The sequence below is a fragment of the Pseudarthrobacter sp. NIBRBAC000502772 genome (genome assembly GCF_006517235.1).
In the GTDB taxonomy this organism is placed as follows: Bacteria; Actinomycetota; Actinomycetes; order Actinomycetales; family Micrococcaceae; genus Arthrobacter.
Genome location: NZ_CP041188.1, coordinates 445,811 through 460,485, shown reverse-complemented (window position 1 = coordinate 460,485; position 14,675 = coordinate 445,811). Strand labels below are relative to the sequence as shown.

Here is a 14,675-nt window from a genome sequence, read left to right as displayed (position 1 = left end):
ATAGTTCCGTTGTGGGGACGCGAGTTTTGCACTGTCTGCTGCCTGGATTCCCCTAGAGACTGGTCTCTTCCAACGACTGTCGTCTCTGCTTGTGTTCCCACGGCAGTGGTGGACTTCTGTGGCTTCGGGTTTGCTGACGCACTGGAGGTGGGCCTGAGGGCGATGCAGATGGCGGGGCTGCGAACTCTCGAGACGGAGATCAGGCAGGAGTGGAGGACTCGACGGATCGCTGGACATTCCGATGCGACTCTTGATACTGGGCATGCAATGGGTTCCGTTGCTCCGAGGCAGTAAAGAATGCGTCGGTTCGCGCAATTTCCAATCAGTCGGGTGCGGTGGTCATCCTGCAGGGCGGCGGAAACACCGTGTTCGAATGCTCTTGCCCCGTCCTATTCCAGAGATCTGGTGCGCAGCGTACGCACCCGTGCAGCTGTTGGCCTCAGCCTGTGGCTGGCACGGTGACTGAGAGGATGCGCCAGGGTGGACGTCTCCCCCGGAGACACGTCGCCAGATAGTCTTCCGACCTTCAGTCTGGTTCGGCAACATCCGGGTTCGGATGGGAAGGCGCCTCGCGGTGGCTGTTTCACGTGAAACATCAACAGGTATGCGCGCGATCTAGGCGTCGGCGCCATCGAGAACAAACATGAAGGTGGTAGGGTCTAAAGCCCTCGGCGAGTGATGCCAGCGAGTTACCTGCGCTGCGGATGCGGCTGGTGAAGTGAATTCGGCTTTGCAGCATCCGAGGGACTTCGCCCGCAGCCAAAGCCGGGGCAGAAACACTCCTGCAGAAGCAATTCACCAAGCTTCGTGAGGTAGCCGAGATTGCTGAGCAGGCTCGGCCTACGCCCAGCCGTCTTCCAAATGGTTTCACGTGAAACATAGTGGCGAGTCCAGCGCACCGTGCCGGCATCTCCCCCATGGCCCCGGCACCCAGGCACCCCAGCACCCCAGCACCCCAGCACCCCGGCACCCCAGGACCCCGACAACCGGTCGCCCCGTCGCCCTCGCGGCGTCGTCGAGCGGGCTGCGACTCGGATTGTAAACATGCAGCGCAGGCGCCCTCCCACATCGATCGCCGCTGGAACAGAGACAATTCACGGACTGTGGAGTTGACGGCTTAGAGCCCACGTTGGCCTCTTCTCGCCTCGAGGAAGATTCCGCCCACAATCCCCCGGCCGGCAGTGACGGCCCGCCGCTGGCGACATCCTGCGGACCCAGCGCACCTGCCCAGGGCTCTGGGACCTTGGTAAGCCGTCCGGAGGGTTCGTAGTCGGGTGGAGAGAGCGATGGTCAGGGTCCAGCATGTCCCGTGCGTGGTGGCCCCAACCCTGACGCCTGAGTTCCACTCGCCGGGCAGTTAGCCTGAACAGATGACTTCCTGGCGCATCCGAGGACTTCTTAGCTGGCAGGCAGTGTCGATGCCTGAGGTTGAGGCATCTCCGGATATTCGGGCTAGGGCCGGGCTGTTGGCGCACGCCGGCGCACCGGTAGCATCGGCTGAGGTAGGCAGGTAGGCAGGTAGGCAGGTAGGCAGGTAGGCAGGTAGGCAGGCACGTACGACCTCGGCCCCGGGGCCTTTCGTCTAATAGCCTTTTGTGGAGACGGGATGTGGACGGAACTGAATCTGCAGGGTGCCTCGATACACACGAATGTCAGGAGGGTGCCTCGGTCCCCCTGGCTTGGCCAACAGTGTCGCCGGCTGCGTCATACGGGACCACCGCCCTGGGCAGGACTGCGACACTCTAAGTCGTTACAGCATGACGCTGGGTAGCTCGCCATAGTGCGTCTCTGAACCAGCTCCGCGACTTGGCTTCGCCCCTCTAGGACGTGGCCGCGGGGTGCACAGAATAGCCCCAGTCTTGGAGTGTCCGGGACGGGAAGGAATTGGTGGAAGCCGAGTCGTCTTGTTGTTCAGCAGTTTGAAACAGACGCGACTGTTCGGAGAGGTTCGGACTCGACATCGGGAAGCGGCCACAATTGCAGTCACGTCGGATCATGGCCCTGCCGAGAATGAATCGGCTAGCCAGACGGGCAACAGCCTGTTTTATGGGAAAGAGAATGCTCGGGGAACTATGATTCCTCGGCCCACTCTTCATCATCGTGTGCGGCAAACTTGCCACAACAACAGATGGGGCCAAGTCAGCCTTGGGCCCGAAGGTGTGAACTGCGCGGTGGATAACATGGTGGATATCACTGTGGATAACTTTGTGGATAGGTTCCTTGGTGGCAGGGATCACGAAGAGATTCGGCCCACACCATCGGATCCGGCAACGAGCGGTCCGCACGAGCATTGGATATCGTCTGCAGTCCCGTTTCACGTGAAACATTACCAAGGCCCGATCGGGACTCTCTCTCCGGGCGGAAAGCGACTTCAATAGTTGGATTTTCGCCGATATTTACAGTCCGACGTGCGCATGCGCTTCGGCCGTGGTAGTTGTCCTGGGAGCAACTCCGGCTTGAGGGTGTCGGCTGATCCAAAGTCCGGCACCAGGGGTACCGTGTCCACGGTTTGAAGGCCGGTGGATAAGCCTGTGGATATCGGTGTGGATAACATTTGGGGATAACTTCGAAGTCGGTGGACATCAGCGCGATGGAACCCTCCAGTCGAACCGAATAGTCACACTTCGGATGGATACGATTCAGTCCTCCGCTGGCATTCATCACCTGCTCCAGGTCTTTGGTGTGGAGTTGGTCGGGCACCTAGGCTCCGCCGTTCGAGCATGAAAGTCGGCATTGGCCAGATGACTCATGACCTGCCTTAGGATGCGTTCGCAGCTGGGTGCCTGGTGCCTTGATCAGACGCGCATCCTAACGGCACATGCCGACGCGTGTCGCTCCGGTCGGGAGCAGCAGTGCGGACTGACGTGATGGAGACCGAGCAGGTGGTTCCGATGCCGTCCTGCGCTGATGACCGAGCAAGGTGGCTCTGGTACCGTCCTTCGCTGACCGGACGGCAGCCGCAGCGGTCTTGCGAACGGACGTGTGCGTGGCGGAGAAGCCACAGCGCCTATTTTGGCCACGGGCAGGTACACGGCGATCACGGTCTTCCTGTCCTGGTTCAGACTGACGGTCCCCCATCGACGCAGCGGACCGCAGGGCGTGGGCGAAGGCTCAGCTGTCACGCAATCGTCCACAGGGCCCAGTGGCAGGATCGAGGGCGCCCGGCAGTATTGAGCATTCCCGGGGTGAGAAGTGTATTCCTCGTGTGGCTGGGGTGTGTACGGGTGGCCCGGGTCTCTTCGAATTTTCGGTCGTGGCCCAACTAGCTTGACGTGGGGTTGCGGCCATCTGGGAGTTGGCCTCAGGAGATAGCATCCAGCACGCGCGAAGCCGGCGTTCTTAGCATCCCATCCCGGGAAGGCTTGGACGGGGATTTCATTCAGTTTGTTTCACGTGAAACAGCGCGCCTAGTTCGTTTCACGTGAAACAGTACGCTCGAGATCTTGTCATTCACGAAGCCGTCACCGGGGCCGGAATGTTTCACGTGAAACAGTCGGACGTGGAAGACTAACCGCGTCCTCGTGTCCTCGTGTCCTCGTGCCGTCTTTGCCGGCCCGCACGCGCGGCGCGCAGGAGGCCTCCTGGTATGGCCCGTCTCTTGGTGTGGCCCCGCGGAGACGAGCACGGCGTTGTGAAGGGGTGAGGCGCCAACAAGTGTGTGTCGAGACCGTCGCGGGCTGCGGCTGAGGGGAATATCTGGCTTGGACAATCTCCGCATGTGCTTCCTCTTCGGGCCATCGGCGTCATGGACATCTCGGACAATACGAGCGATGGTCCTAATGGACCCACCAGCGCAGCGAGTAGAGACCGAATGCACGACGCGTGCCCACTCCGTGCGTATCCTGAATCACCACCCAAGACTGCAGGTATCGGCGGAGGGGCTTAGTGAGTCTCCAAGCCGACGGTCTCGAATTCGTGCGCAGGCACCTTGTCTGTGCTTGCGGGTTCCCAACGCTGTGTGAGTATGTTCCCGGGGGTCGCTGAATCTTGAGTTGCGCGCTGGTGTGTCGTCGACATGCTGTGGACAAGAATGGACTGCTGCAACTGGTCAGGCTGTCACTGAACTGGATACTGTCGCGGCAGATTACCGACGGGCTGCGGTTTGGCGATTCGACTTGTGCCCATTTCCGATCTGGCAGTCAATTCGAGAGAGGCCAGTCACTTACGACGGGCCGGTGCCATATGATGTCGGAAATCCATTCCAATTGCTCGGATCCTAACCAATAGCAGTCACCTGGTGTCCCCCGGCGTTCCCTGGCTTCTCTTGCCAGCGACGACTCCCCCGACCAGCCCCGATTCCCCCGACCAGGTGTTGAGTCTGACCAACCCTTGGAACCCGGAGCTTCTAGGAGTCAACTGTATGAATCGGCGTTTGATTTTAGACCATGGACGGCGAGCGAGACTGGAACGCTGGTCTGGTCAGGGTTCTTCCGGTAGTCTCATGCTCCGGTCCCACATTGTCCTCCGCGAGGTGAAACGGGGCGTGAAGGCCACTAGGCCACCTAATCCAATTGGCATTCGCTGCTCATTGTTCGATCTAGTCTTTGAGTGCGCCGCGGATATTCTCCTCAGCGAATGGAGGGGACGCAATACGGCCACATCGCGTGAACCCGATCCTTGGGGACTGGCTCGAATGCCGTCGGGCAGGCCAGTAGGACTGGAGGGAGCAGACTGTCGCAGGCTTCGGCCGTGTTTCACGTGAAACATAGCGCGGGGTACGCATCAGTTTGCAGAGTAGGACCGTCACGAAAGTGGAAGCCTGGGTTGATTGATTTATCGAGCCGAGCCGAGCCGAGCCGAGCTGAACTCAACTGAATTCAAGTATGTCGAACTGAATCGCTGCGGCATTGTCGTGCGGCAAGGGCACTCGGATGTAAGGATCAGCATGCACTGACGACCAAGAAATTTCGCTCGACCCGCGAGCGTGGCCGCACCATACGCCCGTTGGATTGGCGAATCGCCGATGTTGCACATGAATCCATGCTTCGCGATCGCCAATGTTTCACGTGAAACAGTGCACTCAGGCTTGCGTCGGCGGGGATACGAATTCCGTAGTGAGCTGGAATCCGGGAACGCTCTGCCTGCCGCCGGCGAACCTATGCCTTCTGACCGCAACTCGGGGGTCGAAGCCGACGAAGACCGGCCATCCTGCGAGTGTCCCACATTGTCGTACGCCGATTCCTCACGTGAGCGAGGCCAGGCCCACTAGGCTCTGCATCTCGATCGCCAATGTTTCACGTGAAACAAGAATCCGAATCCTGAAAGGCCAACTCCAGGATGGTGACGGCGACGTCTGACTGGAATTTACAACCGCTCGCCCTCATAGGTACGAACCCCATCCCTGCATTGGATCCCCAGGAGCGACTCTGAGCAATCACTGAAGTTAGGAAACGAATCAAGGTTGATGCAATGTGGTTGTGCTTCGACGGGCTCGGTCTTAAAGACGCGTGGCCACCGCTTCATGGAAGCAGTGGCCACAGGCCGGTGTCACTGGTCATATGGGACAGAAGTCCCCTACCTGATTAGGACAGGACGTCCGCAAATTCCTTTTCGAAGAACTGCTTCGGCCTCGCACCGATAACAGTGCTCTTCACCTGGCCGTCCTGGAACAGGTAAACGGCGGGGATGGACGTGATTCCGTACTCGGCGGCGATGGCGGGGTTGTCGTCGACGTTGAGCTTGACGACATTAACCTTCTCGCTGTATTCGACCGAGATCTCGTCGAGGATGGGTCCCAGCTTGCGGCAGGGGCCGCACCACTCAGCCCAGAAGTCCACAATTACTGGCTTGTCGGCCGACAGTACGTCCGCAGCAAAACTTGCATCTGTTACGTCTTTAGCGTTGCTCATAACCTTGTCTCTCTCTTCGAACGGCGGTACGCGGAGTTACGCGTGAAGGTCTGCGAGGTAGTGTTCCACGTCGATCGCGGCTACACATCCGGAACCGGAGGCCGTGATGGCCTGACGGTAGGTGGGATCAACAACATCTCCGGCGGCGAAGACGCCAGGGATGCTGGTCTTGGAACTCCGGCCCTCGACGGCGATGGTACCGGCCGCCGTGATCTCCAGGGAGTCCTTGACCAGTTCGGTGCGGGGGTCGTTTCCGATGGCGACGAAGACGCCGGTGACGGAGAGGTCGGACACGGTGCCGTCCTTCAGGTTCTTGATCTTAAGCCCGGTGACTTTGTCCGTTCCGATGACGTCGTCAACGGAGCTGTTCCAGATGAACGAAATTTTGTCGTGGGCCAGGGCGCGGTCTGCCATGATCTTGGAAGCTTTGAGTGCGTCGCGGCGGTGCACAACGGTGACGGACTTGGCGAACTTGGTCAGGAAGAGGGCTTCTTCCATGGCCGAGTCTCCCCCGCCGATGACCGCAATGTCCTGGTCCTTGAAAAAGAAACCATCGCAGGTTGCACACCAGCTTACGCCGTGGCCGGAGAGGCGCTTTTCGTTCGGGAGGCCCAGCTCACGGTAAGCGGACCCGGTGGACAGGATGATGGCCCGCGCACGGAAGGTCTCGCCTGTACCGATGGTGACAGTCTTGATGTCGCCGTCGAGGTCCAGTGCTGTGACGTCCTCGAACTGGATTTCCGTTCCGAACCGGGCTGCCTGCTTCTCGAAGTTCTCCATGAGGTCCGGCCCCATGATGCCTTCGGGGAAGCCAGGGTAGTTTTCGACGTCGGTGGTGTTCATCAGTTCGCCGCCGGCGGTAACTGATCCGGCCAGAAGCAAGGGCTTCAGGTTGGCGCGCGCCGTGTAGACAGCGGCCGTGTACCCGGCCGGGCCCGAGCCGACGATGATGACATCACGTACTTCGGACGCGGTGTTTTCTGCGTTGCTCACTGAACGGTGAACCTCTTCCTTAGTCGATGCGCCGGCTATTGCGGCCGGCCACATGGCACAACTGAATCTAGGTGGTGAATATTCCGGGCGCCGCGCGAACGGAGGAAGCATCAGCGGCCATAACCCCGTCACGTGGACGGGACGCCCTACCAGATTACCGTCTGAAAACAGCTGAGCCGCGTCTGTTACTGCGGAGCAATGCTCCGGGCAGAACAGCCGCGGCTCAACGGGAACCACGCAGGCGTGGTCCTACTGGATCTTGATCTCCGCCAGGCGGATGCCAAAGCCATAGCGGGTCTTCGGGGCGGCCAGCTTGGGAAGCGTCTTGATGGACACGATCACGTACTGTGCCTCCACCGGCTCGGCCAGTGGCATGGTCAGATCTGTTGACGTGAAGCTGTTGGTCCCCACCAGTTTGGCTCCGTCCAGTGACGGGCGGTCATTGGTGAAGACACTGAGATTGCCGCCCGAGGCCCCGAGCTGAGTCAGGGTGATGGATGAAACCTTCGCAGGATTCTTCAGCTTGACGAACAAGGGCACGCCATCGGTTGCGAGGCCGCCCCAGCCCTCGGTGGCAAATTCCATGTCTGACCAGTAGCTGGCTGCGTTGCCGTCAAACGCCTTCACAAGATCCACGTCGTAGGTGCCTGCGAAGTCAAAATCCCCCTGGCGGGTGATGCTGTCGATGGCAGGCGGTGCCGCGGGAGGTGCGGAGCTCGGGTTCGGGGAAGCCGACCCGGAGTTTGGCAACGTGGAGCCCGTCGACGTGGAGGATGGGGCGGCCTGGGGGCTAGATTTGAATAGACTGCCCAGGTTGGTGACCGCAAAGACCAGCCCGGCAATCAGCACCACGGCAAGCAGCCCGCCCACCAGCCAGCGCATGGAGCGGGGCTCACGCTCGGGCTCGTCGTCGTCGTAATAGTCATCCGTCCCGCCGGAAGGCGGTACTGCGGCCGCCGGAGCACCTTTCCGGGCAAGCGACGGGAAGGCGCCCGCTGCGCGATCGGAGCGTTCCGGCGCTCGGGAGACCACCGGTTCGTCGTAGGCTGCGTCCTGGGAGCCGTTGGAATAGTCGTCCTCAGACCACAGGGAAACCTTGGGCGAATCGGAACCCGCGCCGGCCCTGGGCTCGGCCGGACCGGAAACTGGCCGGTTCTCCGCAGCCTGCACCGGTTGCGGCGCAGTGACGTGCTGATGTGCGGCAGTGGCGCCAGCAGCGGCGGCGCCTGCTCCAATGGCTCCTGCTCCAACGGCTCCGGCCTTGGCAGGCCCCGACGCGGGACGGACCGCCGGGCGGAGCGGCGGACGGGCCGGAACAACCGGGGGTACAAACGGCGGAGCAACCGGTGCGGCCGACCGGTGTGGGTCAACCTGGTGGGGGTGATTGTCCGAATAGTTGATATATCCGGCGTCGACGTTCTCTTCGTCGTCGTACGGTTCAGGTTCGTGTGAACGCACCTGGCCGAAAATTTCGCTGCCCAGGGTATCCGTGAAGAACGGCTCGACGTAAGGCGCGTCGGAGGCAACCACGAGGTCCAACAGGTCTGCCGCGGACGTGTGGTTGGTGATGAGGTACGTGGTGGCCTCAGTGACACCAAGGTCCAGGACCTGGACGTTACCCGGGCGCTCACCGGTAGCCACCTCGCGGGCGCTCTGGGCCACCTGTTCGGTGTTGTCCGGGCCGGCGACCAGAATGCTGACCGGTCGGTTGAGAACCTGGTCCACCCCGTCCAGCACCAGATCCTGGTCGTGTGAGGTCAATACCGTGGCTGTGACCTTGTAGCGGCCGCCGAGTACTGATCCAACGTCGATCGGGTGGGACACGTGTTCCTCCTAGACTGTCCGGGAATGCCGGCGTAGATGATGCCACCGCCGGTCAGAAACCGGCCAAAAGCCAGCCGGCGAGCCGGTCTGCGCTTGCCTGCAACTACCCCTGTTCACTGTCGATCCTAGCCGATCGGCTATGGCCGCCGTGGTCGACAGGCAACCAAAAACCGCGCAAAGATCACTTTTTTCGAGGCCGGCGTGGCCTGAAATGGGGGTTCTGTCCGGCCTGGCCCTGGAACGTGCGCCGGCCGGGGAGGGGAATTTCGTCGCGCAGCAGCCCGCCCCGTGCTGTGCCGGGCACGTCCTCTGCGGGAAGGTATCCCGCGGCGGTTTCTGTGCCCCCGTTAGCCACTGCCTCAGTTTCCCCTTGTGCGCCGTCAGCTGGCGCCGTAGGCGCTGCCTGGCGTTCCGGTACGGGACCTGCGCGGAAGGAGGCGGCGTCGAATTCGCCGGAGATCCGGGGAATCAGGCCGGTGTCCACAGAGACTGTGGCGCGTTCCGGCGTCGGACGTTCCGTTCCGGAAACGTCGGCACCCGCAGCCGACGACGGCGTTCCCCCGCCGCCGGACGGTCCCGTGCCGCGTCCCAGCCGTCCCAACAGGGGGCGCATGAGGTCCCGGAGTTCGGCGACGTGGAAGACCTTCAGCAGGAAGACATAGGCAACCAGCATGATGGGTCCGACGACGATAACGGTCACCAGGGCGGCGAGCCGGTCCCTCCAGGCGAACCCGTCCGCGCTGTAGCTGCCCATCAGCCACAAGGCCCCGGCGCCCGCGATCGCGGAACCGAGCGCCGCATAGCCCATTCGGATATACGAGTTGGCGATCCGCGGCCCGTCGAGGTGGCCCAGCAGCCGGCGCAGGAAGAAGGCGCTGATGATCACCGAGAGGATGTTGCCCACCATGTACAGCAGGGCGATGGCGTAAATGATCTGGCCCACCGGCAGGAACTGGATCCCAAAAGCACCGGCCACGTAGACCAGGGCAAGCAGCAGCTGGATATTGAAGGGCGTGCGGGCGTCTTCGTTGGCGTAGAAAACCCGCGACATCATGAAGTTGGCGCTCATGAACGGGGTACTCAGCGCGAGGATGGTGAGAGTCTGGGCCAGCATCACGCCGTCCTGGCTCAGGCCACCGGAGAAGAACATACCCAGCGGCCCGGCCAGCGCAAAGAGCGCCAGCGCGCCAAAGACGGTGGCCACAGCCATGGTGCGGAGGCCGTGCGAGAGGGCGTCGCGGAGTTCCGCGCGGTTGCCATCCTGCGAGGCACGGGTCATCCGGTTAAAGAGGACCGTGGCGAGGGAGAGCGCGATGATCGAGTGCGGCAGCAGATACAGCTGGCTGGCCACCTCCAGAACGGCGTTGCCGGGCAGCATCTCTGCCGCCGGATCCCCCGCTTCCTTCAGTCGCAGGCGCTCAGCACCGGGAATTGTGGCGATGCGCATGACATACAGGAACGCCAACTGCCCCACGGCGGCCGTCAGGAGCGTCCAAACGCTCAGCCTAGCGGCCTGGCCAAGGCCCACTCCGCGCCAGCCAAACCGGGGCCGGAGACCCAGCCGCAGGCGGATCACCGGGATCAGCAGGATGGCTGTCTGGGCCACCACGCCTATGGTTGAGAAGCCGGCCACAAGCAGGGTCTGGGACGGGCCCCAGTTGTCCAGCGTGTGCGGGTTCATGCGGTTCTCGCCGAAGATCCAGATGAACATGCCCAGGCCGCCAATGGCCACCAGGTTGTTCATGATGGGGGCCCACATGGCAGGCCCGAACGCGCCGTTGGCGTTGAGGACTTGTGTCAGCAGCGCGTAGAGGCCGTAGAAGAAGATCTGGGGCAGGCACCAGAAGGCGAACGCGACTGCCAGGGCCTTCTGCTGCGGCGAATAACCCTGGGTGGTCAATTCGATGACCCACGGAGCAGCCAGCGTGACCAGCGCGGTTAGGCCCAGTAGCAGGAGCACGGCCAGCGTCAGCAGCCGGCTGATGTAGTCCGCTCCCCTGTCCGGGGCCTTGCTCGCCTTGATGATCTGCGGCACCAGCACGGCGTTGAAGACACCACCGGCCACCAGCAGGAAGATCAGGTTGGGCAGGTTGTTGGCGTTGATGAACGTGTCGTTAACCGTAGAGCCGAGGCCCAGTGCGGCACCCAGCATCCAGGTCTTGCCGAAGCCCAGGAACCGGGATACCAGGGTGCCAGCAGCCATGATGGCGCTGGACCGGGTTTCACTCGCGGTTCCGCTTGGGGCGGCGCGGCCGGCCTTATCGGAGGGGGGATTGGTAGCTGACATCGAGTTCATCGTCTCACCCGGACGCTGTTTGTACCGCAACGGACAGGCTATATGCCCGTACAGGCATACACGCTGCTCCGGCGGAGACGGCCTTAGAGGTGTTCGGGCAGGACGTCCCGGGCCAGATCCGCGATGCGCCGCTCATTGGGGAACGAGAGCTTCCGTGCGAGTTCCTTGATGGGGACCCATGCCACGTCCACGGCTTCGTGGTCCGGATCGTTTTCGATAGTGAGTTCGCCGCCGGTGGCGCGCAGCAGATAGTGGTGCACGGTCTTGTGGACGCGGTGCCCGCTGACAGTGAACCAGTAGTCGATACTGCCCAGCGGCGCCAGGATGTCGCCCTCGATGCCGGTTTCCTCGGCAATCTCGCGGACAGCTGCCTGCTCGTTGTCTTCTTTGCCTTCCGGGTGGCCCTTGGGCAGGCACCACTCCAGCCGTCCGCCCCTGTTGAGGCGGGCGATGATCGCAACCCTTAGTTCGCCGTCGGACGTGTCCACCACAACGCCGCCGGCGGAAATTTCCTCCACCGTAGGGAGCGAGGCCGGGGCCGAGTGCAAGGCAGGCGCGACGTGGGCACCAATTGCCGACGGCAACGGTGCGTTTGTCCTCCTGCCGGGAGCGCTCGGTACGGGATGGGCCATGGAGTCCACTCTAACGACTCTTGTCCGATCATGATGACCGGAACATGACATCAAAGTGGACTGCGTATGACGCACTTTGAGGGGCTGTAGGCGAATAGGAGCGATCTTGAGGAGATTTTGGCCTGCCAAGCCGCTGGTTTCTGACAAGCTTAAGTAACTATGGCGCACGCACATCACAAGATTGATTCCAACACCGTCGATTTCCAGGTGGACCCGGTGGTCCTGGAGCTCGGGCAGCGCTTTGTCGACGCCGGCCACGAGCTGTCCCTGGTGGGCGGTCCGGTACGGGATCTCTTCCTGGGACGCACCTCGCCGGACCTGGACTTCACCACCGACGCCAGCCCGGACCAGACAGTTGCCCTGATCAAGAAATGGGCGGACAACTTCTGGGAGATCGGCCGCGCGTTCGGGACGATCGGCATGCGGAAAGCCGGCTTCCAGATCGAGATCACCACTTACCGGGCCGAGGCATACGATCCGGAGTCGCGCAAACCCGTGGTGGCATTCGGCACGTCACTCACCGACGATCTCCTGCGCCGCGACTTCACCATCAACGCCATGGCGCTGCGGCTGCCCTCCCTTGAACTTATTGATCCGTTCGGCGGCGTCCGGGACCTCAGCGCCTCTGTCCTGGCGACGCCCGGTTCACCCGAGGCCTCCTTCTCCGATGATCCCCTTCGCATGATGCGCGCTGCCCGGTTCGCATCGCAGCTGGGTATTTCCGTGCACGACGACGTGCGGCTGGCGATGACCCAGATGGCCGAGCGGATCAAGATCATCTCGGCTGAACGGGTCCGTGATGAGCTGGTCAAGCTCATCTGCGGTGCGAACCCCCGGGTCGGTGTGGACCTGCTGGTGGACACCGGCCTCGCCGAGTTTATGCTGCCTGAGGTGTCCGCGCTCCGGCTGGAATCCGACGAGCACCACCGCCACAAGGACGTCTACCAGCACTCCCTTCAGGTTTTGGAACAGGCCGCCGCCCTGGAAACGGATGCCGACGGCGCCGTGCCGGCCCCCGATTTTGTGCTGCGGTTCGCAGCGCTGATGCACGACGTCGGCAAGCCGGCTACGCGGCGTTTCGAACCGGGCGGCGCGGTCAGCTTCCGCCACCACGACATGGTGGGGTCCAAGCTCACGGCCAAGCGGATGAAGACCCTGCGGTTCGATAACGACACCATCAAGGCTGTGGCCCGGCTGGTGGAGCTGCACATGCGGTTCTACGGCTACGGCGATGCCGGCTGGAGCGACTCGGCCGTCCGCCGCTACGTCACGGACGCCGGCCCGCTCCTGGAACGGCTGCACCGGCTGACCCGCTCGGACGTCACCACCCGCAACCAGCGGAAGGCTGAACGGCTCGCCTTCGCCTACGACGACCTGGAAGACCGGATCGCCGTCCTGCGCGAGCAGGAGTCCCTGGATGCGGTCCGGCCCGATCTGGACGGCGCCAAAATCATGTCCATCCTGAACCTCAAACCTGGTCCCGTGGTGGGCCGTGCCTACAAGTTCCTGCTCGAGGAACGGATGGAACACGGACCGCTGCAACCGGACGACGCCGAAGCGAGGCTGCTCGCCTGGTGGTCAGAGCAGCCCGAGGCAGCACCCCCGGTTCCTGAGTCACCAGACGCTCCCGCCGCCGTCGAACCTTCCCCGAATGAGGAGTCCAAATGACTGACCCGATGACCGCGCCCCGCCCCCAGCTCTGGATCCTGCGCCACGGTGAGACCGAGTGGTCCAAGAGCGGGCAGTACACCGGGCTCACCGACCTGCCCCTGACCGTGGAAGGCGAGCAGCAGGCCGTGGAGGCCCGGAAGGTGCTGGACCAGGTGGACTTCGACCTGGTCCTGACGTCTCCGCTGCGCCGCGCCCGGCGGACCGCGGAGCTGGCTGGTTACCCTGACGCGCAGCATGAGCCGCTGGCGGTGGAATGGAACTACGGCGACTATGAGGGCATCAGTTCGGACCTGATCCGCAAGGACAACCCGGATTACCTGATCTGGACCCATGGTGTGCCCAACGGCGAGACCCTGGACGAAGTGGCAGCCCGCGCCGACAAGATTGTGGCCAGTGTGCTTGAATCCGGCCTGGACAACGTGCTGATCGTGGCGCACGGGCACTTCTCCCGGATCCTCACCGCGCGCTGGCTGGAACTCCCGCCTGCCGAGGGCCGCCATTTCATCCTGGGAACCGCGAAAGTCTGCACGCTCGGCTGGGATAAGCGGACCCCGGCCATTGTCCGCTGGGGACTCTAAAGGCGCATTCATAAACTTTCTTGAAAAACTTTGCGAATTAAGTGGCGCATTGCTCTATTCGTAGGGTAATTTTATTCCTGACCCCAGAGCGTCTTTGCCGGGGTCGCGGCGCGCGTTGTCCGGCTAGTCAGCCGAGGCAGCGGCATAACGGAAAAGGAGGTTGGGAAAAATGATTACTTTGACTAGCGGATGGAAGATGACCATCACCGCGAACCCGGCCTCTGCTGCTTTTACGCGCCGTCTTAATGGAGTGTCTGCCTCCTAACCTTCCTGCAACTGATCCCGCCCCCGCGGCGGCGTCACTTGCAATGAGGTATATCCAGGCCACTTCCTTCTCGGCTGGTTCGCGCTAGTGGCTCGCTTCAGGCGACGCCTGCTGGAAGTCTCCTGTCGGCGCAGCTTCAAGGCTGGTCCTCGCGGCGACGCGGCATCCCCATAGTTCGGAACTCAAGCTTCCTCGTTGGGGTCTGCACGGCCGCTGCAACAGGGGTCCTTCTTCGCATTTGCGAACAATTCATAACCGCCGGGCATTTTCCCTGCCTAAATTATGCCGTTATTACTTCGACATTAAATGGCTCTATTTGTCATGCCCAATTACACGCCGAAAGGAGGTGACCACCATGATCAAACGAATGAAGAACGCACTATTCTTCCTGCGGAGGTCTGTCCGGGATGACCGGTCTGTCCGCGATAACCGCCGGGAATTCAACGGGGAGCTCCTGGACCGGCAACGCGAAGACGTTTTCGTCCTGTTGCACCAGCAGATGAGCGGCATGAACTGATCCGAGGGACGGATCCGGTCCGGGGTCCGGCAGGCAGGTCCCGGGTAAGC

General features: G+C 62.2%; 8 protein-coding genes. 3 read left to right on the top strand and 5 right to left on the bottom strand.

What is annotated here, in order from left to right; translation table 11 throughout:
- Positions 1 to 5,522 precede the first annotated feature (5,522 nt).
- From trxA to NIBR502772_RS02100, 5 genes are all read right to left on the bottom strand, one after another.
- Positions 5,523 to 5,849, bottom strand: coding sequence for a thioredoxin (gene trxA, locus NIBR502772_RS02120; RefSeq protein WP_058930642.1), 327 nt, complete (start codon positions 5,847 to 5,849; stop codon positions 5,523 to 5,525).
- A 36-nt stretch (positions 5,850 to 5,885) separates the two neighbouring features.
- The gene (gene trxB, locus NIBR502772_RS02115) at positions 5,886 to 6,842 is read right to left on the bottom strand and encodes a thioredoxin-disulfide reductase (RefSeq protein WP_141138869.1); all 957 of its coding nucleotides are present in this window, start codon (positions 6,840 to 6,842) and stop codon (positions 5,886 to 5,888) included.
- A gap of 249 nt (positions 6,843 to 7,091) precedes the next feature.
- The gene (locus NIBR502772_RS02110) at positions 7,092 to 8,666 is read right to left on the bottom strand and encodes an ABC transporter substrate-binding protein (RefSeq protein ID WP_141138868.1); all 1,575 of its coding nucleotides are present in this window, start codon (positions 8,664 to 8,666) and stop codon (positions 7,092 to 7,094) included.
- A 181-nt stretch (positions 8,667 to 8,847) separates the two neighbouring features.
- The gene (murJ, locus tag NIBR502772_RS02105) at positions 8,848 to 10,953 is read right to left on the bottom strand and encodes a murein biosynthesis integral membrane protein MurJ (RefSeq protein WP_141138867.1); all 2,106 of its coding nucleotides are present in this window, start codon (positions 10,951 to 10,953) and stop codon (positions 8,848 to 8,850) included.
- Between the two features lie 92 nt (positions 10,954 to 11,045).
- Positions 11,046 to 11,546, bottom strand: coding sequence for an NUDIX hydrolase (locus NIBR502772_RS02100; RefSeq protein ID WP_141141894.1), 501 nt, complete (start codon positions 11,544 to 11,546; stop codon positions 11,046 to 11,048).
- 207 nt (positions 11,547 to 11,753) lie between these two features.
- Here NIBR502772_RS02100 and NIBR502772_RS02095 point away from each other — a divergent pair, with 207 nt between their 5' ends.
- From NIBR502772_RS02095 to NIBR502772_RS22285, 3 genes are all read left to right on the top strand, one after another.
- Positions 11,754 to 13,262, top strand: coding sequence for a CCA tRNA nucleotidyltransferase (locus NIBR502772_RS02095; RefSeq protein ID WP_141138866.1), 1,509 nt, complete (start codon positions 11,754 to 11,756; stop codon positions 13,260 to 13,262).
- Positions 13,259 to 13,843: a histidine phosphatase family protein gene (locus NIBR502772_RS02090; RefSeq protein WP_141138865.1), complete on the top strand. Its 585-nt coding sequence runs from the start codon at positions 13,259 to 13,261 to the stop codon at positions 13,841 to 13,843. Before NIBR502772_RS02095 ends, NIBR502772_RS02090 begins: the two co-directional genes overlap by 4 nt.
- A 632-nt stretch (positions 13,844 to 14,475) precedes the next feature.
- The gene (locus NIBR502772_RS22285) at positions 14,476 to 14,625 is read left to right on the top strand and encodes a hypothetical protein (RefSeq protein ID WP_168223456.1); all 150 of its coding nucleotides are present in this window, start codon (positions 14,476 to 14,478) and stop codon (positions 14,623 to 14,625) included.
- Positions 14,626 to 14,675 lie beyond the last annotated feature (50 nt).

Coding starts and splice junctions, on each gene's coding strand:
- trxA (WP_058930642.1), bottom strand. CDS start 5,849: ATGAGCAACGCTAAAGACGTAACAGATGCAAGTTTTGCTGCGGACGTA.
- murJ (WP_141138867.1), bottom strand. CDS start 10,953: ATGTCAGCTACCAATCCCCCCTCCGATAAGGCCGGCCGCGCCGCCCCA.
- NIBR502772_RS02095 (WP_141138866.1), top strand. CDS start 11,754: ATGGCGCACGCACATCACAAGATTGATTCCAACACCGTCGATTTCCAG.
- NIBR502772_RS02090 (WP_141138865.1), top strand. CDS start 13,259: ATGACTGACCCGATGACCGCGCCCCGCCCCCAGCTCTGGATCCTGCGC.
- NIBR502772_RS22285 (WP_168223456.1), top strand. CDS start 14,476: ATGAAGAACGCACTATTCTTCCTGCGGAGGTCTGTCCGGGATGACCGG.